Origin of the sequence: Wolbachia endosymbiont (group A) of Anomoia purmunda (assembly GCF_947251545.1) — a bacterium.
Taxonomy (GTDB): domain Bacteria; phylum Pseudomonadota; class Alphaproteobacteria; order Rickettsiales; family Anaplasmataceae; genus Wolbachia.
This window is the reverse complement of sequence record NZ_OX366362.1, coordinates 116,641-139,815: the sequence shown is the minus strand read 5'-3', so window position 1 is coordinate 139,815 and position 23,175 is coordinate 116,641. Positions and strand designations below refer to the sequence as shown.

Annotated in this window: 18 protein-coding genes, 1 tRNA gene and 3 pseudogenes; 14 read left to right on the top strand and 8 right to left on the bottom strand. The window is 34.3% G+C overall.

Annotation, left to right across the window (positions count from 1 at the left end; genetic code table 11):
- The first annotated feature begins 112 nt into the window (after nt 1-112).
- Nucleotides 113-2,317, top strand: a complete 2,205-nt coding sequence (gene priA / locus OPR57_RS00665) for a replication restart helicase PriA (RefSeq protein ID WP_406831484.1) — start codon at nt 113-115, stop codon at nt 2,315-2,317.
- Between the two features lie 9 nt (nt 2,318-2,326).
- Here priA and petA read toward each other — a convergent pair whose 3' ends face one another.
- The 3 genes from petA to OPR57_RS00650 all read right to left on the bottom strand — a co-directional run bounded on the left by petA (nt 2,327) and on the right by OPR57_RS00650 (nt 5,846).
- The gene (gene petA / locus OPR57_RS00660; RefSeq protein WP_265036696.1) at nt 2,327-2,926 is read right to left on the bottom strand and encodes a ubiquinol-cytochrome c reductase iron-sulfur subunit; all 600 of its coding nucleotides are present in this window, start codon (nt 2,924-2,926) and stop codon (nt 2,327-2,329) included.
- Between the two features lie 92 nt (nt 2,927-3,018).
- Entirely contained in the window at nt 3,019-5,721 is a 2,703-nt protein-coding gene (gyrA, locus tag OPR57_RS00655; protein WP_265036695.1) for a DNA topoisomerase (ATP-hydrolyzing) subunit A, read from the bottom strand.
- A 52-nt stretch (nt 5,722-5,773) separates the two neighbouring features.
- A tRNA-Val gene (locus OPR57_RS00650) sits at nt 5,774-5,846 on the bottom strand.
- Nucleotides 5,847-6,115: 269 nt separating this feature from the next.
- On the opposite strand from OPR57_RS00650, the gene OPR57_RS00645 reads away from it, so the two are divergent.
- Nucleotides 6,116-6,283, top strand: a complete 168-nt coding sequence (locus OPR57_RS00645; RefSeq protein ID WP_265036693.1) for a hypothetical protein — start codon at nt 6,116-6,118, stop codon at nt 6,281-6,283.
- A gap of 4 nt (nt 6,284-6,287) precedes the next feature.
- On the opposite strand, the gene OPR57_RS00640 is transcribed toward OPR57_RS00645, so the two are convergent.
- A complete protein-coding gene (locus OPR57_RS00640; protein WP_265036691.1) occupies nt 6,288-7,163 on the bottom strand; it encodes a tetratricopeptide repeat protein in 876 nt (291 codons plus the stop codon).
- 296 nt (nt 7,164-7,459) lie between these two features.
- Here OPR57_RS00640 and OPR57_RS00635 point away from each other — a divergent pair, with 296 nt between their 5' ends.
- From OPR57_RS00635 to OPR57_RS00620, 4 genes and pseudogenes are all read left to right on the top strand, one after another.
- Nucleotides 7,460-8,656 carry an IS4 family transposase gene (locus tag OPR57_RS00635; protein ID WP_406831701.1) on the top strand — a complete coding sequence of 399 codons (1,197 nt, stop codon included), beginning with the start codon at nt 7,460-7,462 and terminating at the stop codon, nt 8,654-8,656.
- A gap of 10 nt (nt 8,657-8,666) precedes the next feature.
- Nucleotides 8,667-9,053 (top strand): annotated as a pseudogene (locus tag OPR57_RS00630) (WPE palindromic element domain-containing protein); the annotation flags it as partial.
- A 52-nt stretch (nt 9,054-9,105) separates the two neighbouring features.
- Nucleotides 9,106-9,917: pseudogene (locus OPR57_RS00625) on the top strand (IS5 family transposase).
- A 199-nt stretch (nt 9,918-10,116) separates the two neighbouring features.
- Nucleotides 10,117-10,347 (top strand): hypothetical protein, encoded by a 231-nt coding sequence (locus OPR57_RS00620; RefSeq protein ID WP_265036686.1) that lies wholly within the window; start codon nt 10,117-10,119, stop codon nt 10,345-10,347.
- A gap of 49 nt (nt 10,348-10,396) precedes the next feature.
- On the opposite strand, the gene OPR57_RS00615 is transcribed toward OPR57_RS00620, so the two are convergent.
- Nucleotides 10,397-11,035 carry a hypothetical protein gene (locus tag OPR57_RS00615; RefSeq protein ID WP_265036684.1) on the bottom strand — a complete coding sequence of 213 codons (639 nt, stop codon included), beginning with the start codon at nt 11,033-11,035 and terminating at the stop codon, nt 10,397-10,399.
- Between the two features lie 554 nt (nt 11,036-11,589).
- On the opposite strand from OPR57_RS00615, the gene OPR57_RS00610 reads away from it, so the two are divergent.
- The 3 genes from OPR57_RS00610 to OPR57_RS00600 all read left to right on the top strand — a co-directional run bounded on the left by OPR57_RS00610 (nt 11,590) and on the right by OPR57_RS00600 (nt 14,124).
- A complete protein-coding gene (locus OPR57_RS00610) occupies nt 11,590-11,814 on the top strand; it encodes a hypothetical protein (RefSeq protein WP_265036682.1) in 225 nt (74 codons plus the stop codon).
- 161 nt (nt 11,815-11,975) lie between these two features.
- Nucleotides 11,976-13,073 carry an ankyrin repeat domain-containing protein gene (locus tag OPR57_RS00605; RefSeq protein ID WP_265036680.1) on the top strand — a complete coding sequence of 366 codons (1,098 nt, stop codon included), beginning with the start codon at nt 11,976-11,978 and terminating at the stop codon, nt 13,071-13,073.
- 208 nt (nt 13,074-13,281) lie between these two features.
- Complete coding sequence (locus OPR57_RS00600) at nt 13,282-14,124, top strand: helix-turn-helix domain-containing protein (protein ID WP_265036677.1); 843 nt, start codon at nt 13,282-13,284, stop codon at nt 14,122-14,124.
- Nucleotides 14,125-14,217: 93 nt separating this feature from the next.
- On the opposite strand, the gene OPR57_RS00595 is transcribed toward OPR57_RS00600, so the two are convergent.
- Entirely contained in the window at nt 14,218-16,314 is a 2,097-nt protein-coding gene (locus tag OPR57_RS00595) for an ankyrin repeat domain-containing protein (RefSeq protein ID WP_265036675.1), read from the bottom strand.
- Between the two features lie 322 nt (nt 16,315-16,636).
- Here OPR57_RS00595 and OPR57_RS00590 point away from each other — a divergent pair, with 322 nt between their 5' ends.
- Nucleotides 16,637-17,848 carry a hypothetical protein gene (locus OPR57_RS00590; protein WP_265036673.1) on the top strand — a complete coding sequence of 404 codons (1,212 nt, stop codon included), beginning with the start codon at nt 16,637-16,639 and terminating at the stop codon, nt 17,846-17,848.
- Nucleotides 17,849-18,158: 310 nt separating this feature from the next.
- Nucleotides 18,159-19,481: pseudogene (locus tag OPR57_RS00585) on the top strand (IS4 family transposase); the annotation flags it as partial.
- Between the two features lie 267 nt (nt 19,482-19,748).
- On the opposite strand, the gene trmB reads toward OPR57_RS00585, so the two are convergent.
- Nucleotides 19,749-20,396 (bottom strand): tRNA (guanosine(46)-N7)-methyltransferase TrmB, encoded by a 648-nt coding sequence (trmB, locus tag OPR57_RS00580; protein ID WP_265036671.1) that lies wholly within the window; start codon nt 20,394-20,396, stop codon nt 19,749-19,751.
- Nucleotides 20,397-20,543: 147 nt separating this feature from the next.
- On the opposite strand from trmB, the gene OPR57_RS00575 reads away from it, so the two are divergent.
- From OPR57_RS00575 to OPR57_RS00565, 3 genes are all read left to right on the top strand, one after another.
- Nucleotides 20,544-22,196 carry a 30S ribosomal protein S1 gene (locus OPR57_RS00575; protein WP_265036669.1) on the top strand — a complete coding sequence of 551 codons (1,653 nt, stop codon included), beginning with the start codon at nt 20,544-20,546 and terminating at the stop codon, nt 22,194-22,196.
- A gap of 29 nt (nt 22,197-22,225) precedes the next feature.
- A complete protein-coding gene (locus OPR57_RS00570; RefSeq protein ID WP_265036667.1) occupies nt 22,226-22,504 on the top strand; it encodes an HU family DNA-binding protein in 279 nt (92 codons plus the stop codon).
- A gap of 72 nt (nt 22,505-22,576) precedes the next feature.
- Nucleotides 22,577-22,903: a cell division protein ZapA gene (locus OPR57_RS00565; protein WP_010082086.1), complete on the top strand. Its 327-nt coding sequence runs from the start codon at nt 22,577-22,579 to the stop codon at nt 22,901-22,903.
- Here OPR57_RS00565 and OPR57_RS00560 read toward each other — a convergent pair.
- Nucleotides 22,878-23,156: an FAD assembly factor SdhE gene (locus OPR57_RS00560; protein WP_265036665.1), complete on the bottom strand. Its 279-nt coding sequence runs from the start codon at nt 23,154-23,156 to the stop codon at nt 22,878-22,880. The genes OPR57_RS00565 and OPR57_RS00560 overlap by 26 nt on opposite strands.
- Between the last annotated feature and the right edge of the window lie 19 nt (nt 23,157-23,175).

Genomic DNA, 23,175 nt, shown 5'->3' with positions numbered 1-23,175 from the left:
CATACGGTCTGTACTATGAAAAATGTGTTAAACGTTAAGATTTTCTCTGTACCGATTCATCTATATTGCCAAAAGTTACAAACTCTTTAAAACAATGCTAAACTTAATCACTATGGCAAGAACAGTTGACGTATTACTACCACTTCCGATTAATCAGTTATTTTCATATGCAATTGAGGAAAATACTGAGATTTTACTTGGAGATTACGTAGTGGTGCCATTTGGCAAAAAACGCTTAATCGGAATAGTTTGGAAATATAGTGATAAAAGTAACCGAGAATTAAAATTTATTGAGCAAAAAATCGATTTACCAAATATTAGACCAAAATTGATTGCATTTGCAGAGTGGGTTGCACAATACAATTTAATACCTATTGGTATGCTTGCCAAAGTGATAATGGGAGGAGTGTTAAAAGTAAATCACATAGATAAATTGATTTGTGTTGAACAAAAGCAGGAAACAAGTGAAATAAGTTGCCAATTAAGCCCTGAACAGCAGATAGCTAGTGATAAAATAATAAGCAATTTGAACAAGTATTCAGTGACTTTGCTTGACGGTGAGACAGGATCTGGAAAAACGGAAGTTTATCTCTCTGTGATTGCACAATTGATTAAGAATTACACTGCCGTTCCAAATGCTGCTCAGACTTTACCATCCCAGTGCCCAGAGACACAACTGTACGAACATTGTGATTTGGTTCTACCAAGAGGATGTCATCCCAGTCTGGGATCTAGCAAAATTGATTGTAAACAAGCGCACTATACAACATTTTCGATCAAAACCTGGATTCCAGTGTCAAGCACTGGAATGACACCAGGAGAGGGTAATGCACAAATTTTAATCCTCTTGCCTGAGATTGTTTTAACTTCACAATTGGTAAATCGTGTTCGCGGTCAGATATCAAAAAACTTAGTTGAATGGCACTCAGGACTCACTCCAAAAACTCGCCGGAATAATTGGCTCAATATAGCAAGTGGAAATGCGCAGATAATTATTGGTGCACGATCAGCACTTTTTTTGCCTTATAAAAACCTAAAATTGATTATCGTTGATGAAGAGCACGACTCATCTTTTAAACAAGAACAGGGAATTATATATAATGCTCGAGATATGGCGATAATCTTAGCCAAATTTGAAAATATTCCGATTATTTTATCATCAGCTACTCCACTGCTTGAAACGATTCATCATGTTAAAAGCGGGAATTACAATCATGTAAAGCTAACTAAGCGATTCGGTGGTGCAGAATTGCCACTCATTAAAGTAGTGGATATGAGGAACAACAAGCAATGGATCTCCTCTGAGCTTTTTGAAAGCATCAAACAAACCATAGAGAAAAAACAGCAAGTTATGCTTTTTCTAAACCGCAGAGGGTATGCACAACTGGCAATTTGTAAAAAGTGTGGATATAAAATTTCCTGCTTAAATTGTGCTGTTTGGCTTACATATCACAAGAAAAAAAATGCTCTTTTGTGCCATCATTGCTCTTATCAATTAAAAATTCCAGAGAAATGCTCTAATTGCCAAAGTGAACAGCCATTGTCCCTCTACGGCATAGGAATTGAAAGGTTACTTGAAGAAATGGTGAAATTAATACCAAACGCAAAAACTGCGATGATAAGCAGCGATCAGAAGTCGGTTAGTAACGTAATTGACTTGATATTGAAAGAAGAGGTGAACATTATAATCGGCACACAAATAATTGCTAAAGGGCACAATTTCCCCAAATTAACTTTGGTTGGAGTAATGAATGCAGATTTGAGCCTCGAAAATTCTGATTTAAGAGCAGCGGAAAAGACGTATCAATTATTGCACCAAGTTGCAGGCAGATCAGGAAGGTTTAATGAAAAAGGAATGGTAATAGTGCAAACCAATAACCCTGAAAGTTCAATAATAAAAGCATTGCTGCATCAAAAAAGGGACTCATTTTATGAAATCGAACTTGAGTCAAGACGCGAAGCCAAAATGCCACCATTTAGCAGATTAATAGCGCTTATAATTTGTGGTAAGAATCAGATTGCGACACAAAAAGCAGCGAATGAAATAGTAAAATCTCTTCTCTGTCATTCAAGTAGCTCAACTACTTGTATCCAGGAAAAAAATGTAGGTGTAGATAAAAAGGAATTTGAAATTCTTGGCCCATCACCAGCAGCGATAAATTTTTTAAATAATAAGTATCGGTATAGGGTGTTGCTAAAAATACACAATAAGCACAGTCTATCCATACAAAAAAAGCTGAAATATTGGATTAAAAATTGTAACTTGAATTCGAGTATTGCAGTGATAATAGATGTTGATCCTGTGAGTTTTTTTTAACGAGTTCCGTTAAGCCTTCTTGCCAATTACCACAACATTCTCACTGGGAAAAAAATAATCAGGTACAGCCATATTTTTTGGTGCAGGGCCTCCAATTACTCGGCCTGATGTGTCATAATATGAACCGTGGCAAGGACAGAACCAACCATTACCATCTCTTGTAGCGTGGTCAACCGGTACACACCCAAGATGTGTACATATTCCGATCATGATTAACCATTCATCTTTTCCTTCACGTACTCTCTGCTCATCTGACTCAGGGTCCCTGAAGTTCTTTACATCCACAGCTCTTGCAACCTCAATTTCTTGCTTTGTGCGTCTACGAATGAATACTGGTTTACCTTGCCATTTTACTTTTACTCCGTGTCCTTCCTGGATTCCAGACAAATTCACCTCCACTGTGGAAGTTGCTAGAACTTCAGCAGAAGGATTCATAGACTTAACCAGTGGCCAAAGTCCACTTGCAGCTCCTATACCTGCCATAGCGCATGTAGTTAATGTTATAAAATCTCTCCTACCCTTATTTTTAGTAAGATCTTTAACAGGAGGTGTTTTTTTATCCTCTTTGTCTACCAGTGGTTTTTTATTTTTAGTTAATTTTTTGTCCATTGATCTTTACTTAGCCATAAGTATATATTTTAATTTAAATACTGCGTATTAATCAACAAAAACTTGCGCTTTTTGTTTAACCTATACTACGGTTAAGAAGCGATAGAGTTTTCAACTTCAAAAATACTATCTTCAGTGGAATCAGGATCTTCAATTTTCGCTACTGACACCACTTTTTCTCTACTTTCTGTTTTAAACAGAGTGACTCCTTGAGTGCTGCGTCCTGCAATTCTAATCTCATTGACCGAAATGCGAATTAACTTTCCTTTATCTGTAATAAGCATTATATTATCACCCTGCTCAACTGGAAAACTAGCAACAACATTACCGTTTCTGCTAGTAGTAAGAATATTGGTGATACCAACACCACCCCTGTTAGTTACTCTATACTCATACGCAGAAGTTCTTTTACCAAAGCCATTTTCAGTAATAGTTAATATAAACTCCTCATTCACTGCAAGTTTTAAGAATAATTCGTTATCTATTCCTAAATCATTCAAAGTCTTTTCCAATTTAGAATCAATGGAGTTATTAATTGCAGTCCCCAGTCTTTTTGCAAGTGGAACTTTTAAGTAAAGTTCTTTTGTTTCTGTTGCTACACCTATCCCATTTAATACGGTCATGGATATCACGCTGTCATTCTTTACAAGTTTGATACCTCTTACGCCATCTGAATTGCGACTCTTAAATTGACGCACATCACTTACAACAAATCTGATACTTTTTCCAAGCGTTGTTGAAAGTAAAACATGATCAATTTCATTGCATACTTTAACCGATACTAATTTGTCTCCTTCATCGAGCTTTATTGCTATTTTTCCATTGCTTGGAATATAGTGAAAGTCCGCTAAGGAGTTACGCCTTATGTTTCCATAAGCAGTAGCAAAAACTATGTTTTGATTTTCGTCATTTTCACTTGGCAACGGCATTATATTAGTTATAGTTTCACCATCGCTAAGCGGAAATATGTTAACAAGCGCTCTTCCACGTGCAGTTGGTTCTGCAAGAGGCAACTTATAAACCTTTAATCTATAAACTCGGCCAATATTAGAAAAGAATAAGAGGCTAGTGTGGGTATTCCCAACAAATAATTTTGTGGTTACATCCTCTTCTTTTAATCCTTGTCCTAGCTTTCCTTTTCCACCACGACGCTGAGTTCTGTAGTGAGAAAGTTTCACACGCTTGATATAACCATTCATAGTTACGGTTATCACCATATCCTCTTGTGGAATTAGATCTTCAGCTTCAATGTCCGTATCTGATTCCTCTATTGCAGTCTTTCGTGGTACGGCAAATCTGTTTTTTATTTCTTGTAAATTGTTTTTTATTTCCTTCATCAACTTCTCTTCTGAGCCAAGAAAAGCGATATATTCTTTTATCAGGTTGATCATTGAACTTAGCTCAGCTTCTAATTTGTCTTTTTCAAGGCCTGTTAAACGCTGAAGTTTCATATCAAGGATAGCCTTAATTTGTAGCTCAGTTAATCTATACACTCCATCTTTCAAAAAGCTTGCGCTATCTGAAATCAACTCAATAATAGTGTTGATTTCATTCGAAGTTTTCCATTCTTTATTTAAAAGTTCTCTACTTGCTTCCGCAGGATCTTTTGCACCGCGGATGATTTTTATCACTTCATCTATGCTGAGGACCGCAATGTAGAGCCCTATATATATATGAGCTTTTTCTCTCGTTTTTCTTAGACGAAATTCTGTTCTTCGAATTAGTACTTCTTTTCTAAAATCAACAAAAGCAGCTATGATTTCTTTTAATGACATCAAAGCAGGCCTGTTGTTATTGAGCACTAAAGTGTTAACACTAAAACTACTTCTTAGTGGAGTTAGTCCCAATATTTGATTAAGTATAAAACTTGCTTCAGCATTTCTTCTGAGGTCAATTACTACTCTAATACCAGACTTATCGGACTCATCCCTAATTTCTGTTATACCATCAATTCTTTTTTCTTTTACAAGCTCACCTATCTTCTCAATTAATTTTACTTTATTTACCTGGTAAGGTATTTCATCAATCACTATTGCTTGCCTATCTTGTGGCAGATCTTCTATATGAGTCTTGCCTTGCACAACAATTGATCCACGACCAGTTGCAAATGCTGATCTTATTCCAGACCTTCCAAGAATCATTCCCCCAGTTGGGAAATCCGGCCCTGGCATCACTTCAAGTAACTCATCCAAAGTAACTTCAGGATTATCTACATATAATATACAAGCATCTATTATTTCTCCAAGATTATGAGAAGGAATATTGGTTGCCATACCAACTGCAACACCACTTGCACCGTTTACCAATAGATTCGGAAACTCTGCAGGCAGCACAACAGGCTCTGTTTCATTTCCATCGTAGTTTGGCCTAAAATCAACTGTATCTTCATCAATATCATTCAGTAAAAAGTGCGACACTTTTTGAAGTCTTGCTTCTGTGTATCGCATTGAAGCTGGTGGATCTCCATCTATCGAACCAAAGTTACCTTGCCCATCAATAAGTGGTAAAAGAAGAGAAAAATCTTGAGCCATCCTGACCAAGGAATCGTAAATAGCTGCATCACCATGTGGGTGATATTTCCCCATTACGTCCCCAACTATACGAGCCGCTTTTTTATATGGCTTGCCGGCATCGAATCCAGCTCTTGACATTGCATATAATATGCGCCTATGAACAGGTTTAAATCCATCCCGCACGTCAGGTATAGCCCGGCTTATGATAACGCTCATTGCGTAGGAAAGATAAGAATCTTCCAGCTCTTTTACTATTGAGATTGGTACTATATTATCCTGCATTTTCTATACTTTAATTGAAGTAATTAATAATACTAACATTCAGTTAAGCAAATGGGCAATGACAGACTTGAACTGCCGACCTCCTCGGTGTAAACGAGATGCTCTACCAGCTGAGCTAATTGCCCCTTTAGATCTAATTCTATAGCTCAATATTATTATTGTAAACAAAAATAGCAATAAATTGTATCCTTTCAGCAGAGTGGCAAAATAGGTAGACAAGGTGATCTAAAAAGATAATCATAGAGTAAATGTGAGCTTACAATAAATGGTGTCATCCAAGTAGCCGACACTGGGATCCAGCAAAAAGAATGGTGTCATTCAATTAGCTGACACTGGAATCCAGCTTTTTCATAATCATTAAAACGTTGTATTTTAACATAAAACAGCTATTTTTATGCTTGCCAACTTAATAAAATTCCTGGATCCCAGTGTCAAGCACTGGGATCTGATGGGCCAAAATCAAAATGTTCGTACAGCTGTGCGTCACGCACTTTGCTTCAATATTTGCACATTAGCCACCCTCCTAAACAGATACGATAAATTAGATTTAGGTAAGCTATAAGCTTTTATGAAATCTTTGAGTGCGTGCTGTGAAGTTTTATAAATTTTAGTCTTGCTCTCACTTTGTATAAAGGTATTTTTTCACTCACATCTTTCAAAGTTGTAGCCATGTTCAACAACTTTAAGTAGAATATTGTAGCATTTTGAAAATCTGAAAGTTTATCTAGAATAACAGCTAGATTATAGGTATAAAAAATATTGTTTTCATCAAGAGAAATAGCAGTTGTCATATACTCTTTACCTTTTACATAATCCTCCTTTTTCATATAAATCAGACCTAAATTTGCTAATAAAGGAGCATAATTTTTATGTATATCATACAATTTTAACATTTCACTCAACGCCAGATCAGGATCATATTGTGAGATTATTGTCAGAAAATTTTTTAATATGTAAGGGTTACTAGGGTATTCTTTTAACAGTCTTGTGTAAATCTCTACAGCTTTTTTGTATTCTTTATTAGCGTAATAAATATTCCCTAGTCCAATCAAAGCATTTTTATGATAAGGAAACTTTGCGGTAATCTGATTAAGGAGAGAAATAGCTGTTTCATTATCTCCTAACTTAAAGGAATCTTTTGCTTTTTTTAAAGTAGAGTATATGTCAAAACTCTTGCCAGAATTCTGCGAAATTTTGATATTAAATTTGTCACTTTTTCTCTCAATAACATCAAGATCTTTATATTTTTTATCAGCTTTTATATGCTTGACAACACTATCAAAGGCCTTTTGTATCTCCAAATTTTCACTGGCATAGGTAACAGAAGACCTCCATAAAATCACAACGCAAATTAACATGCAGACAAACATAGATCCTAGTGTTGTGGCATTGGCTGCAGCGTGTAACCAGTAAACCTTATTTCTTTGAGCTATGCGTAACACATTACAAATTCATAAATGCTAAATTACCTATCTCATACAATAATAAAGATATTATTAATTAGCAGGACGAACATGCTGTGTAGCCTTTCAGAATGCACTTATCTTCCATATTTCGCTTTATTAGACTTCTTGCATAACCCAAATTTAAGTAGAAAAAAGGCAAATAGTTCTAAGTTTACCGACACCGTCATTCAAGCATACGCGTCAAGTTAAGGAAAAGTGTAAGTAAAATTGATAGAGTGAAGGAAAAGAATAAGGTATAAGTTCTCTTGGATATGTGAATGAGAGAACTTACAATGGACAGAATAGCTTGCTTATCAAAAGACCTCAATGAATTCTTTAATGAAAAAGCAGACGAAATATCAATTGCAGTAGGTTTTATAAAAAGAAAGAGAAAACTTAATGGCTCATCATTCATAAAAGCTATGGTTTTTGGTAACATAGGAGTTGGTGATTGCAGCATAGAAACAATGTGCCAATTGCTAAATGAAGACTCGATAGAAATTACAAAACAGGGTTTGGATTATATTAGCCTGCCCAGTAGCATGGAAGATATGTACAAAGGATATGGGAGTAGCTATAGAGATTGTGAGAGTAATACCAAATCAGGAATAAAGCTGCAGTTAGTCTTTGATTACCTGAACCAAGCGCTAGATAAGTTAAATTTAATAGAAGGAATAAGGTCGGATCAAGGTTATAGGGATTATCTGAACGGTTTATCAGCCAATGATTTGCTAATATTTGATTTGTGCTACTTTGTGCCTAGTTCTTTTAAACAGATTGATGAAGCAGGTGCATATTTTGTTAGTCGTTATAAGTCTGATACCAATATATATGATATAGAAACAAATCAAAAAATAGAGTTGTTGGAATGTTTAGAAGGTCAATCCCTTCTAGAGATGGAAGTGCTATTAGGAAAAGAAGTAAAAATTAAAGTGAGAATTATATGTCAAAAATTAACTGAAGAACAGTCTATAATTAGAAGAAGAAGGGCTAATAAGTTAGCAAAATCACATGGATATACATCTTCTCAAAAGAATCAAAAATTGCTGGATTGGTCGATATTCATAACTAACGTTCCAGAGAGTAAAATCAGCGCTGAACAAGTATTAACAGTTTACAGGGTAAGATGGCAGATTGAATTATTATTTAAATTGTATAAGAGTCACATCAGGCTTGACGAACTTAAAGGAAAACCATACAGAGTATTATGTGAACTATACGCTAAATTGTGCGCAATTCTTATATTTCATGGAATAGTTGGTTGTATAAAACTGAAAGAGAATACAGAGCTGAGTTTAACAAAGGCATTCATTGAATTAAAAAGAAGGATTAGGGAGTTGTTTTTAGCGTTAAGCAGTAAAATTAATAATTTGAGAATTTTCCTGAAAAAACCTACCACAGACTGGTCACAATTTTCTGTGAAAGACAGATATAGAAAAACTAGAGTATCCACCTTAAGTTCATTGAATTTTCTTACCCTTGCTTCTTAACTTGACACGTATGGAAGACTTAACTGGGCACCTCTTATCCAAGCCAAAAAACATATGGCATCACATTTGTTTGCCAATGATTTCTGAAAATAAGGAGGTTATTTATTCAATTAATAACCATACTGGTGTCATTCCAATCCCCCCTCCTGTCATCCCAGTGCCCAGACACTGGGATCCAGAAAATTCAACCGCAAAAGACTGGATTCCAGCATCAAGTGCTGGAATGACACTACCTGCAAGAGTATTATACTCAAGAGAAGAGAATGAGTTATTATATCCCCTCGAGGGAGGAAGAGAAGAAGTTGAGATGATAAAAGTTGAACTCGGGAGTTACGCTTTTGCTGCTCAATACCAACAAAATCCTCTACCACTTTCAAGCGGTATAATAAAACAAGAGTAGACTTCTTTCAAAATTGTTAGAGGGAGTGTAAGATGAAGTATTTGAAAGCATGAAATATAAGGAAATAGAAAAGTTAGAAGGAGAAAAGTTTCGACGTTTAACAGGGGTAAAAAAAGCAACATTTGAGCGAATGGTAGAAATTCTAGAAGTGGAGGATAAAAGAAAAAAAGCTAGAAGTGGAAGAAAAAGTAAACTTTGCATAGAAGACAGGCTACTTATGGCACTGGAATATATAAGAGAATATCGTACATATTTTCATATTGGGCAAAGCTATGGCATGAGTGAAAGTAACAGTTTTAAAATAATAAGATGGGTAGAAGACATATTAATAAAACATCCAGATTTTGCATTACCAGGAAAAAAAGAGCTATTAAAGAGTGATGTAGAATATGAAGTTTTAGTAATAGACGGAACTGAAACGCCAGTAGAGAGACCAAAAAAAAGCAAAAGCCCTTCTACTCTGGAAAGAAAAAAAGGCATACTATAAAAACACAAATAGTAACAGAGAAGAAGAGTAGAAAAGTCATATGCACATCTTTCTCGAATGGTAGAAAACACGGATGTTTAGAGAATCAAAGGTAGCAGTATTGCCGCAAACTAAAATCTTAGCTGATGCCGGCTACAGGGGAATGCAGAAGATACACAAAAATGTTGTATTACCGCACAGGAAAACGAAAAAGAATCCGTTAAGCAAAGAACAAAAAAAAGAGAACAGGGCACTTATGAGCCAAAGGGCAATTGTTGAAAACGTAATTGAAAAGGTTTAAAATCATCTCGGACAGGTATAGAAACCGACGAAAACGTTTTGGTTTAAGGTTTAATTTGATTGCTGCAATTCACAATTTTGAGCTCCCTACATGAATTTTGAAAGAAGTCTATTGCTGCTTCAATAGAAAAGCTCTCTAATACTGAAGACCAACTGATATGAGAAAAAAATGAAACTGCTGTAACAGAAACTGACATACAAGAGCAAAATGCTTCCAACAGCCTTTCTTCTGCTGCATGTTTTGATAATGGGTCTAGCAAAGAAAATACTGCAGACAAAAAAGAAAAACCATCAATGCAACAAAGACGAGCAATCTTGGCTGGTAGTGTTGGTGCGGCATTACTAGTCAGTAGTGTTGTAGCTTATATATTGAAAATGTATGCCATAGCGGTGATTGGGGGAATAGTTGGGTTGGTTTGTATGGGTTTTGCGTTGTATAATGCTCTAAAGCCAGATACGAAACTTGAAAAAGTAGAAGATGTAGAACAAACTGACGTTAAACCTTTCTTTAGTCCAAGTTTATGAAGAAAGTTATTAAAAAAATTGTATCATTAATTAGTAAGGATTTATGGGTTTAGAAAGTTAAACTCTCATTTCTACCATCAAAAGATATTCTAGAGCTAATTACCTTACCAAACGTAAACATAGCGATTGTTTCCCTTGTTTCCATTCTTTTCCTATAATCGCCATTTAGGTCTAAAACATGATGAGTAATGCCTTGAATAATCTCCCCAGTTTTTGCATCTATTGCTAAAGATGAGCTTTCCAGGATTTTACTAATTTCCATATTTTCTCTAGAAGACAAAACATCCCTTATGAGTTCTAATGTACTATTGTTGTCTAGCCATCCAGTTGAGAGGTTAATTATAAAATTTGCCTCATCAACATTCTTAGTCAGATGATAATCAATCATAGATATTGTTTGCGGCACGTTAGTTAATGCATCAATATGGGTTAAAGCAGCTTCACTAGTGTCTGGATTGTAGAAAGTAACAATTACACATGGACCTGCACCAAATGTTCCCAATATATGTTTTGTAGAGTTACCGTTAGTAATGCCCACTTCACCTTGATTGATAGCAAAAGAATTGTCTACTGTTATTTGAGCATGCTGCACTGATGTTGATACAATATTGGAATCATTAGTTGACCCAATTGGTATACAATCCTTTATTGAGCTTTGTATATTATTTTCGTGTCTTTTTACTACCATAATACCTCTCTAGACATACTGCACATTTATCATGCCTTTTAGTTTATAGCACAAAAATCATTAAAAACCAATGAACACTAGAAGATAGATTTGCGTTGCTAATAGCACTAATATATCTAGTGTTGCTGTACCAACTAGAGGAAAAACTTGAGCATGTACCTCAAGCCCAATTACCGCTTCCCAGTCCTCTTTTTGTCATGTATTTAATTTGAATGATAATCTTAATATTCTGCGAAATTAACACAAAAAGTCAAAATAAAACTCATATTTTACTTTAATTTTTTAACCTACCAGATTGAATTTCAATTATTACAATATCTACGGGAAGACAATAAAGAAAGTGATATAGCAAAAGTATTTTTAAAGAATACTATTCAAAGTCCTAAATAGACATCGAAGTCAATATATTAATATCCTTGCTATTATTAATAACAAATAAATATTTAAAAAATTTCTTGACTTCCGCCAAAATAGATGGCTTTATGCCAATACTACTAAGAAAACAGTAGTAAACATTAAAAAAAATTGAAGCGTTAATTAGTGAGGATTTTTATATGAGTAATAACAACAATAACCGAGAATCAGCGTTAGTACGACTACTATCAAAGACCCCTGAGCAGCTAAAACTATACTGCAAACTACTTGATAATGAGAAAAAGCAAGATCTTTATCAAAAGGTGCTGAAGGAAATGCGTAAAAACCCAGAAGTGAGTCAGTTGAAGAAGATGAACGAAATAGCTGCTGTTATAGAAGAGGCCATTGAAGGGGGAAGAAAGTGAGGTTATTAATTAATATATATAAGATATTAGCATAATTATGAATGCCCTCATGAGAGAGAATGAGCAGTGCATATAGGAATTTATACGGGTTTTGCAGTTAATAAAAAAATAATGTTTGTGTCTGTAGAATGGAATAGTTTTATTAATTTAGTGGGGTTGGTATGTGTAACATCATAGAAAAGTATTTAGTAGATAAGAAAGATGTTAAGAATGATGAAGGGAATACGCCTTTGCATTTAGCTGTGGAAGAAGGTAATCTTGAAACAGTTAAACATCTTGTAGAAAAAGGTGCTGGTATTAATGCTGTTAATAGGTATGGATATACTCCTTTGTATATTGCTGCTTATAAAGGTAGCACAGATATAGCTGTATATCTTGTAGAGAAAGGGGCTAATGCTAGTGATAACATTCTACATGAAGCAAGTAACTTAGATATAGTAAGACATTTTATAGCAAAAGGAGCAAATATTAATGCTACTAAAGAAAATGGTGAAACATTTCTGCATATAGCTGCTATAGACGGTAAGTTAGAAATAGTTCAATATCTAGTGGAAGAAAAAAACTTCAACATAAATGCAGCAAACATAAAGGGTAATACTGTTCTGCATCACGCTGCTCATGGTGGTTGTGAGAAAACAGCTAGATATCTAGTAGAAAAAGGAGCAAACGTGAAAGCAACTAATAGACATGGGATAACACCCTTGCATATAGCTGCTTTTTGTGGGTACTCATATGTGGTAGAAAATCTTATAGAAGATGGTGCCGACAAGAATGCCATTAGTAGCAATGGTTGTACGCTAGCACATTATGCAGCTATAGGCGATGAGTCTGGTATGTCATGTGTCCTTGAATATCTAGTAGAAGAAGAAGGAATAAATTTTAATGTTACTGATAATCTAGGTAGTACACCACTACATTGGGCAGCTTATTGGCGTAATAATGAAGTAGTAGAGTATCTTGTGGAGAAGCAAAACGTGGATATAAATGTAACTGACAATGAGGGCAGAACACCTCTACATTGGGCTGCTTACCACGCCAAAATTGATTTAGTAAAATACTTCATAGAGAGAGGAGCTGAAATTAAGGCCACTAAGAAATATGGGAATACACCATTACATTATGCGCTTAATGGTCGATGGAAAGATAATTATTTAGAGGTAGTTGAATACATGGCAGGAACAAGAAAATTAACTATTCCCGAAAATGTTGAAAACGTTGAGAAGGACAGCTTGGACATCATCAAATATGATTTTTACTGAAGTCTTACTCTCTTACGGTAGTGCAAAGGAAAGTCTCCTTTAATAGAATCTTAGGTTAAAGAGTATACCTTTGTCTCAAAATGTTTTAAAGAGACATGACTACTGACACAAAGTTAACAGACTACGAAGTAGGGAAAAAATTAAAACATGAGAGGGAAAAGCAAATCAGGCAGGTCTAGGAAGTAAAGTCGGAGTATTAGAGAAGCAAATGTACAGATATGAGCGAGGGGAAAATCCGATTTCAATCATTATATTCTGTATGATAGTAGTGGAACTAATGATTGATATGGCAAAACTACTGCCTGAATCAACGATATCAGAGAAAATTGAAGGTAAAGTAGAAAAAACATTAAATCTAGTTAGAGAATGTAAAAAATTTAGGAACCAGGAATTATGTAAGATAGCCTCTGCATTAAATAAATCTATCCAGATGGGAGAAGAAGAGGGTAGAGAAGCAGAGAAAATTAAAGTGGCAAAGAATTTACTTAAAGCTGGTATTTCTGTTGATATCATCCTCCAAACAACAGGCTTGTCTAAAGATGAACTTAAGAAACATGATAAAACAGAGGTAGTTAATTTTATAGCCTATAAAACAGGGGAAAATATGAAAGACTGGAGGCTAGCAAGAGGACGTTCTCAGGAGGATTTAGGAAATGAAGTCGGTTTAACAGGTGGTCAGATACGACGCTATGAGCAAGGAACCCATATCATGACAATAGGAAAACTACGTAACATAGCAGACGAATTGTCAACGCACGCTAAAACTCTACTGCCGAAAATTAGTGAACTAATAGAAAAAGGCAATGTTGAAATTGAAAGAAGTAATGAGGATAGAGAAGGAGAAAATGGAGTACTAGATTTAGTGAGAGAGTATAATAAAATTGATGATCAAGAAATACGTGATAAATTTTATTCATTAATTATGTCAGTATCTAAAAGAATACAGATTAATAAAGAAAAGGGTAAAAAAATAGGGGAAATAGAAGTGGCAAAGAATCTACTTGAGGTAGGTGTTCCTATCAATGTAGTACATCAGGCTACAGGATCTTAAAGCTAGTGGTATGCTTGAAAGAGCATAAATATCAAGATAATTTCTTTAGAATATCTCTTAAGCCATTAACCTGATAGCACCATCCATTTTATCTCATGCACGGCTTGTTGTTTGTTCTGAGTTTGAGGCTTTGCTTATTTTTTCACACCAACTCTCTTCTGTTTTTCCATTAGATTGACTCATTGTTTCAGAACGCATCAATTTCCCAGACCTGACAAAAAACCCTTGTTCTATGGCTTGATTAACTGGTAACCCGCCAAGTAAGCAATTCTTGCCTATTTTTTCGTCACAATTTTTTAATCGCTCCAGCAGACCTTGATTGTTCATCTCTACCCTTATTAGGTCTTTATTTCGCATATCAGGATATAATCTAACCTCTAATTCTCCCTCACTAATATAGAAAGTTAATACTATATCACTATTATCCGCAAGGTCTGTGTAATTCCTTATACCATTTTGCGTTATAATTTCTACTTCACTTTTACCGATCTTTATTATATCTCTTCCGTATTCTATCTCTCCTTGAGTTAGCCCTAAATTCCTTGCTCCATCTGTAATCTTTGCAACATCTATTTTGCTGTCCTCTGAGTATTCTAAGTAAAAAGTAGAGTTACCTATTCTTACATCATTCAGCTCACTACTGGTTGCACTTTTCGCAACTTCAATAAACTTGTGAGCATTGCTAATATAGTCTGCATAAGCTTTTATCATATTAGCTTTGTGATCTTTAAATTCATCCAGTGTATCAATTACATCAATATCAACTTTATTACCAAAGACTGCTCCTCTTGATACCAATTTACATATTATGTCACTAGCGACTTTAGGATTCTTCTCTAATTCACCAATTCTTTTCATTACACAATCTATAAAATTATATGCTTTTTCATCTTGAGAAAGTCGTTGAGAAAAATCAAACCGTACTCCAGATTTTATAGCTTCATTTACAACTTCTCCTAGTTTATACATACCTTGGGCTTTAGATACCTTACCTAAAAATTCATTCAACTTTACCTGATTTGGTGTACTCCATAAAATAGATTTTACACGATACTTTTCTCCCACATTATAAAAAGATCCACCGCAATCTAAAAGCGAACCTCCTTCTTTGCACGGATCGACTGCCCCTGCTGATAAAAGTAAATCTACTACTTTTTTATCAATATACCTAGCATGATTAAGCACTCTTGATCCACCTCCTGCGTCTCGAATACTGAAAATTATTTTCAGATCTTCACTATTTCTGTGTTTATCCAGAAACTCTTTTAGACTTTTAGTGAAGTTAATGAAGTTAGCGACATAACCTGAACGATCTTTATCTTTACTCCATATACAATTCTCATATGCATCAAAACATTTATCAAGGATAGAATATAATTCTTTACTTAAATTCTTTTGGTTGTCAGTGAAAAAGCACTCCTCAATATAGTAGTGATGATTATCAATTGCAACTTGCAGTGGCGTTCCACCTTTTCTATTCTGTATGTTAGGATTAGCTTTTTTCTCTAGGAGCAAATTCACATAGTTGGTATGACCAATACTAGCCGCATAATGCAAGGGTGTTTCTCCTTCGTTATCCTGTATATTAGGATTAGCTTTCCCTTTTAAGAGAGAAGCTACACTAGCAAGCACATCAGTATAATGCAGTGGTGTCTTTCCTTTATTATTCTGTATATCAGGATTAGCCCCTGCTTCTAAGAGTAAATCTACAGTTTCATTATATTCTTTAGTTGTATTACCTACAGATGATACTACGTGTAATACTGTTAATCCAGACTCTCCTCTCTTAAGGTTAAGAACAGCTTTGAGATCTTGATTGTCCCTGTTGTTTCGTAAGAATTCTGTAAATTTCTTAACATAGTACTCACAATGCCTATCTTCTTTTGGATTATAATAACATGGATCTAAACCTTTAAGAATGTTTAGTAATTCTCTATTTAACTTCTTTTGACTGTCTGTTAAATCAGGTGTGCAAGCAATCCATGTACAGACTATACCCTGAAATGATAGCTTACTATCGATTAAAAGACGAGAATCAAGTGAAAAAAGATGTTTTTTTATAAGCTCGTACTCATCATCCCTTTCCTCTTTCTCTAGCTTTTTTGGTAACCCTTCCAATGTTTCATTTATTTCTGGATTTGTTTTCGCACTAGAAACCTGCTCAGGCTCTGGAATATCTCTAGTTAACATACTTGCCCCCAGTCTGTAAAGATATTATGTACGATAAACATAACACGAATAAAAGATAATGCAAGTATAATTTTCCTAATTTTTGTATTTTTTAGAGAATTTATATTTTTTTCTTTCTATACCCATTTTACTTCAATAAACTTCACTGGCATTGGTACGCTTTCTTTTGAATTTGCTACATGGATTTCTTTTACCTATCTACTCTATAAATGGTTGTGCAACAAAGCTGAATTTACATAAACAAAATTTTTGGTTTACTTTTATTATAGGAATAGTTAATTTAAAGGACGGTTCGTAAGAAATTTGAGGAAGGGCAATATCTATGAAAAGATTTAATCTCAGCAAAAATCAGAGACATTATATAGGGTTTAAAGTACAAGCTAGGAGTTTATTAATCTTATCGCTTTTGATACTAAATAGTAGTTTCACATATGCTGACGGAGCAGTTATATCTTCATGTGATAAAGTACCTTCAGGTTATAATGGTAAGGTTTTTAGGATTAAGACTGATTACCCAACTGAAATTAGTAATGCAAAAAACCCGTGGGAATATATATCATTTAAAGAGGAACCACAAAAATACGCTTACACAATTTTAAAATACATATATGACGGAAATATTAACTGTGATTTTGATTTACATTGTAATAAGGTTGCTAATTGGTATCATGCACCATGGATGCATTATGGGATAACTGGTAGAGAATTTGTTAATGGTTTAACAAGAGAAAGATCCTTTAAGTCTGGTGAATTACACAGCAATCAAATCTATCTACAGAATTGGGCAATTTCTATTGTTAATGAGCGAGGAGCTTATACATATGGACGGGTATGGCAAGATATAAACAATCCTGATATTACTAAAGCTAAATTCTTAGATGGTACAGTAAGTGCAAAATTAGTATTTACAGAAGCAACACAGAACGATATTCCAACTCTTAAAAACAGTATCTCTTGGACTAGCTATATTAATCAATCTGAAAAAGGAACTCCAAAGGTATTTAAGCAACTGAGATTATTTCAAATTGACTTTTTAGTCAAAGATAAGAGATCAGAAGAAACAGGATGGGTTGCAGGTACGTTTATTTATGATTGTACCATAAATAATAAAAATCCATGGTTGAATATGAAGTTAATGGGTATTGCTTGGGGTAACGACACTAATTATTTTACGGCAGATTATATAATCGGAAAAAGGTTATTAGAATGTTGGATAAATCCGGATGTTGTGAAAAATTCTTTAGGGTATTTAGGTAGACTTAATGGTCCAATAGATAATAAAAAATCTTCGTGTTTGTCATGCCATAGCACAGCACAACATCCTGAGAAATCTTCATCAGTACCACCAGAGCATGCAAAGGAACAAGAAATAAAACATTGGTTTAGGAATCTAAAGGAAGAATCATTTGATGATGGAGCATTTAATTTTGATTATTCGAAGCAGTTAAGCCATGGTGTTAGAAACTACTATAGTGCTAAAAAAGAAAATGATCCTATTGGATGTAAAGCTTTTAATTATAAAGATATCGCTTAAGCTCTGATCAGCTAAATGAGTTTTATAGTCTTGAAAGCGTGTGAGGTAAAACTGTCAGATGGAAAACACAACAGTTCTGTGGAAAAAATATTTTTGAAGGAAGTACCTAACTTTAGGCTCTGTGGACAAAATTTTAGAGAAGCCATACAAGAGCTCCAACAAAATTGAGAAAACCCATAAAAACCTCAGCAGTGGGAGTGTTAAATAAACCATACGCGTCAAGTTAAGGAAAAGTGTAAGTAAAATTGATAGAGTGAAGGAAAAGAATAAGGTATAAGTTCTCTTGGATATGTGAATGAGAGAACTTACAATGGACAGAATAGCTTGCTTATCAAAAGACCTCAATGAATTCTTTAATGAAAAAGCAGACGAAATATCAATTGCAGTAGGTTTTATAAAAAGAAAGAGAAAACTTAATGGCTCATCATTCATAAAAGCTATGGTTTTTGGTAACATAGGAGTTGGTGATTGCAGCATAGAAACAATGTGCCAATTGCTAAATGAAGACTCGATAGAAATTACAAAACAGGGTTTGGATTTTAGATTTACTGAAGAAGCAGTGGAATTTATGAAAAGAATGTATAATGAATCTTTAGTTTTATTTAAAAACAGCTTACAGGTTGATTGCAGAATTTTGAAGCAATTTAGAAGCATTAAGCTATTGGATAGTAGCTATATTAGCCTGCCCAGTAGCATGGAAGATATGTACAAAGGATATGGGAGTAGCTATAGAGATTGTGAGAGTAATACCAAATCAGGAATAAAGCTGCAGTTAGTCTTTGATTACCTGAACCAAGCGCTAGATAAGTTAAATTTAATAGAAGGAATAAGGTCGGATCAAGGTTATAGGGATTATCTGAACGGTTTATCAGCCAATGATTTGCTAATATTTGATTTGTGCTACTTTGTGCCTAGTTCTTTTAAACAGATTGATGAAGCAGGTGCATATTTTGTTAGTCGTTATAAGTCTGATACCAATATATATGATATAGAAACAAATCAAAAAATAGAGTTGTTGGAATGTTTAGAAGGTCAATCCCTTCTAGAGATGGAAGTGCTATTAGGAAAAGAAGTAAAAATTAAAGTGAGAATTATATGTCAAAAATTAACTGAAGAACAGTCTATAATTAGAAGAAGAAGGGCTAATAAGTTAGCAAAATCACATGGATATACATCTTCTCAAAAGAATCAAAAATTGCTGGATTGGTCGATATTCATAACTAACGTTCCAGAGAGTAAAATCAGCGCTGAACAAGTATTAACAGTTTACAGGGTAAGATGGCAGATTGAATTATTATTTAAATTGTATAAGAGTCACATCAGGCTTGACGAACTTAAAGGAAAACCATACAGAGTATTATGTGAACTATACGCTAAATTGTGCGCAATTCTTATATTTCATGGAATAGTTGGTTGTATAAAACTGAAAGAGAATACAGAGCTGAGTTTAACAAAGGCATTCATTGAATTAAAAAGAAGGATTAGGGAGTTGTTTTTAGCGTTAAGCAGTAAAATTAATAATTTGAGAATTTTCCTGAAAAAACTTACCACAGACTGGTCACAATTTTCTGTGAAAGATAGATATAGAAAAACTAGAGTATCCACCTTAAGTTCATTGAATTTTCTTACCCTTTTCCTTAACTTGACGCGTATGGAAGGGGCTACTGCCCTCTTGGATGGAAACCAGTGTCAGCTACTTGGATGACAGGCTAGCCTGACAATCGTCATCCCGCTGCTTGTTAGCGGGATCTAGAGATACCGCGAATGAATCGCGGTATGACGGTATTATGCAGCCACTTGGTTGAAATTAAGTCTTCTGGATCCAAGTAGTCTGGGCACTGCCGTCATAAAGGAACCAGTGTCAGCTACTTGGATGATACCTTTTTCTACTTAGTTTGGGTTATGCAAGAAGTTTACTTACTTTAAAGAACCTCACTTTACGCTGATCTTTGAGCGCTCTTCTGTGGTATTTTGTAAGAGTATAACTTGTGAAATCGTCTTCCCTATAGATTAAAGAGTTACACTGCTTTATATGCGATGCTATCCACTCTGCATAGTCCTGATGATCAGTTGCAATGAATATTTCCCCTGTTATAAGTATTTTTTTTGCTAATAAATTTAAAAATTCCGTATTAATTAATCGTCTTTTATTGTGACTTCTTTTTGGCCATGGATCTGGAAAGAGAATAAAGAATCTTTCAACACTGTTGTCAGGAAAATTTGCAATCAATTCTCTTGCATCTTCTGTCCATATTAAAATATTTTTTATGTTCTGTATTTCTATGTTTGTTAGCAAGCGAGAAACCCCCTTTAAGTAGGGCTCACATCCTATAAATAATAGATCAGGTTCATTGAGCACCTGGTAAAGCATATTTTCACCGTTGCCAAAGCCTATTTCTACCCATATTCTTTTTTGTGAATTTATAATCTTCTCTATAGATTCCTTGCTGTTTTGAATAGAATATTTTTCCAATATTTCATCAACATCAGGTTTTAACCTGGACCTTCTGGAGAACGATCTAATCCACTTGCTATTCTTAAATAGCATATTCTTGATACATATATAATTTTCTCACTATATTTTATATAGCTTAAACAATTCTCGAAATGAGTTAACGAAAAATTACTTGTCAATAATTGTTAATATTATATAATATATGAGTTCTAATAAAGTTTAAATTAAAGGTCACATTGCATGAATAATAATGATCCAGTTGTAAATCTACCGGTTACTATCAGAAAGCTATCATCAAACAAGTTTATAGAAGAGATATGTCAAGGCCAATTTGAGGATCAAGATAATGCCTTGTTTGAAGATTCTTTTGTTAACAAAATTAAAGAAGGAGATGTAGTAGAAGGTGTAATTACAAGAATAAACCCTAACGACGTTGTGGTTGATATTGGTTTAAAATCTGACGGGAGAATTCTGATCAAGGAACTCGGTTGTAATGATGAGGTCATTATTGGCTCGAAAATTAGAGTTTATGTGGAAAGAATTGAAGATTATCATGGTAATGTTGTTCTTAGTCGTGAAAAAGCAATTAGGGACGAAAAATGGAATAAGTTGGAAGAAGATACAGTTACAAGGGCTGAAGTAAGCGGAGTTATTAAACGCTCAATTAAATGTGGCTTTATTGTTGATCTTGGTGACGGAATAAGCGCTTTTTTACCGCTGAGTCATGTGGATTTGAAGCAAGTAAAAGATGCGAAGCACCTTATTGAAACTGAACAAAAGTTCATCGTGCTTAAAATGGATAAGAAGCAAGGTAATATTGTAGTATCAAGAAAGCTGGTGTTAGAAAAATTGCACGCTGGTGAAAAAATTAAATTTTTAGGATCTTTAAATGAAGGTGATGTAATAGAAGGAAAAATAAAAAGCATCACTCATTACGGTGTATTTGTCGGTATTCACGAATCAGATACAGTGGGAGTTATAGATGGATTGCTACATATTACAGATATGTCTTGGAGTAGAGTAAGTCATCCATCTGCAGTTTTTACTTGTGGTCAGACTATAAAAGTTAAAATTATAAAAATAGATAAGGAAAATGCTAAAATTTCCTTGGGTGTGAAGCAGCTAGAAGATAGCCCTTGGCAAGATGCAGAGTCAAAATATCCAGTTGATAGTGTGCATAAGGGTTATGTAACAAGCATAGAAGATTATGGATTGTTTGTTGAGCTTAGACCTGGAATTGAAGGTTTAGTGCACTCGTCGGAAATAACTTGGGTTAAGAGTAATTTACCAGTTAGTAGCCTCGTAACAAGGGGACAAGAAGTATATGTAAAAATTCTCAGTATTGACATTGCTAAGAGTAGGATGAGTTTAAGCATGAAAAGGTGTGTAGACAACCCTTGGCAAGTATTTATCAATAAATATCCTCCTGGTTCTATTGTTTCTGGTGAAGTGAAGAATAATACCGGCTCATATGTATCTGTTGCTTTCAATGACTCTGAAATAGATGAAAACGTAGAAGGGACAATATATGTGAAAGATTTTAGTTGGTCTAAAAATGGTTCAGATGAGATAAAGAAGTATAATGTAGGTGATAAAATAGAAGCAAAAGTAATAAGGGCTAACGTGAATCTGGCAAGAATTTATCTTGGAATAAAACAAATAGAGTATGATCCTCTTGAAGAACTGATAAAGAAAGTTAAGGTAGGTGATAAAATACAGGTTATTGTAGGTAAGAGAGAAGATAATGGACTAGTCGTTGAAGTTGAGAACGATGTAACCCTTCTAATAGATCAAGAGCATTTACCGGAAAATAAAAAGTTCTCTATATCAGAAAAAATAGAAGTTGAAGTATTGGGTGTTGAAGAATATAACATAGCATTATCTGCTAAGTGATAAGGTTTACTTATTTTGGCTTCATATAAATGGCAACAAAGTCTGATATAATAGTGAGGGTAGCAAAAAGACATCCTTTTTTGGATAAGATTGTTATAGCAGCTATAGTTGATAGATTTTTTGGGATACTTTCAAGCACATTGAAACATCATAATAGAGTTGAAATTAGGGGGTTTGGTTCTTTTTCAGTTAGAAGTTATAACTTGAAAGAAACAAGCCATTTAATGTTACAGAAGTTTACAAAGAATCAATACTTTAAAACATATTTTCGTAGCAGTAAAAAATTATCTGATTTGATAAATGAATAAAAATTTATACCATAAATAAGATGAAAGTAGGGGTTTGAGTTTATACTGTACGATAGAAATTTTTAGCACCATATGCAAGTAGTAGAAATAGTTATACGTAATAACACATATAAAATATCTTGCGAAAGTGGGAAGGGGAACCATTTATTACGCCTTGCTAATAGTTTTGACAAGTTAGTTAGTTCTGTATCTCAAAAAACTGGAGGTAAGGGTTCGGATGCATTAAATTTCTTACTTGCAGCACTAATTCTTGAGGATAAAATTTTAGAATTAACAAAGCGATTAGATGAAGTAAATCAAGAGCGCGAAAAGTATAGAAACGAGAAAAGAATAGAATATACTGAGGTACTAGATAAGGTAAATAAGATTATCACTAATCTTGAGTGCATAAAGGATTAGCTTCAATAAAGCAAGCAATTAAATTGACTATCTGACTATTCAAGCCAGGAGGGAGGGTTATCTTACGAGTTATGTAACAATATAATTCGTAATCATCAAGATCAACTATTTTTTCGTATTCGATTAGTTCGCTTAAGGAAAATTTATCAAGATATTTCAATGCGAAATGCCCTAAAAGTATATCGGTTTCTTTGCAACCCCTATGCCAGCTTCTATATATTAATTTTCTTCTGAGTAGTGAGGTATCTGTCATTACAATTAAACTTTTTTTA

What these genes read in the sequence shown, in the direction of transcription:
- priA (WP_406831484.1), top strand. Translation starts at nt 113, where the DNA reads ATGGCAAGAACAGTTGACGTATTACTACCACTTCCGATTAATCAGTTA.
- petA (WP_265036696.1), bottom strand. Translation starts at nt 2,926, where the DNA reads ATGGACAAAAAATTAACTAAAAATAAAAAACCACTGGTAGACAAAGAG.
- gyrA (WP_265036695.1), bottom strand. Translation starts at nt 5,721, where the DNA reads ATGCAGGATAATATAGTACCAATCTCAATAGTAAAAGAGCTGGAAGAT.
- OPR57_RS00645 (WP_265036693.1), top strand. Translation starts at nt 6,116, where the DNA reads ATGCTTGCCAACTTAATAAAATTCCTGGATCCCAGTGTCAAGCACTGG.
- OPR57_RS00635 (WP_406831701.1), top strand. Translation starts at nt 7,460, where the DNA reads ATGGACAGAATAGCTTGCTTATCAAAAGACCTCAATGAATTCTTTAAT.
- OPR57_RS00620 (WP_265036686.1), top strand. Translation starts at nt 10,117, where the DNA reads ATGCAACAAAGACGAGCAATCTTGGCTGGTAGTGTTGGTGCGGCATTA.
- OPR57_RS00615 (WP_265036684.1), bottom strand. Translation starts at nt 11,035, where the DNA reads ATGGTAGTAAAAAGACACGAAAATAATATACAAAGCTCAATAAAGGAT.
- OPR57_RS00610 (WP_265036682.1), top strand. Translation starts at nt 11,590, where the DNA reads ATGAGTAATAACAACAATAACCGAGAATCAGCGTTAGTACGACTACTA.
- OPR57_RS00605 (WP_265036680.1), top strand. Translation starts at nt 11,976, where the DNA reads ATGTGTAACATCATAGAAAAGTATTTAGTAGATAAGAAAGATGTTAAG.
- OPR57_RS00600 (WP_265036677.1), top strand. Translation starts at nt 13,282, where the DNA reads ATGTACAGATATGAGCGAGGGGAAAATCCGATTTCAATCATTATATTC.
- OPR57_RS00595 (WP_265036675.1), bottom strand. Translation starts at nt 16,314, where the DNA reads ATGTTAACTAGAGATATTCCAGAGCCTGAGCAGGTTTCTAGTGCGAAA.
- OPR57_RS00590 (WP_265036673.1), top strand. Translation starts at nt 16,637, where the DNA reads ATGAAAAGATTTAATCTCAGCAAAAATCAGAGACATTATATAGGGTTT.
- trmB (WP_265036671.1), bottom strand. Translation starts at nt 20,396, where the DNA reads ATGCTATTTAAGAATAGCAAGTGGATTAGATCGTTCTCCAGAAGGTCC.
- OPR57_RS00575 (WP_265036669.1), top strand. Translation starts at nt 20,544, where the DNA reads ATGAATAATAATGATCCAGTTGTAAATCTACCGGTTACTATCAGAAAG.
- OPR57_RS00570 (WP_265036667.1), top strand. Translation starts at nt 22,226, where the DNA reads ATGGCAACAAAGTCTGATATAATAGTGAGGGTAGCAAAAAGACATCCT.
- OPR57_RS00565 (WP_010082086.1), top strand. Translation starts at nt 22,577, where the DNA reads ATGCAAGTAGTAGAAATAGTTATACGTAATAACACATATAAAATATCT.
- OPR57_RS00560 (WP_265036665.1), bottom strand. Translation starts at nt 23,156, where the DNA reads ATGACAGATACCTCACTACTCAGAAGAAAATTAATATATAGAAGCTGG.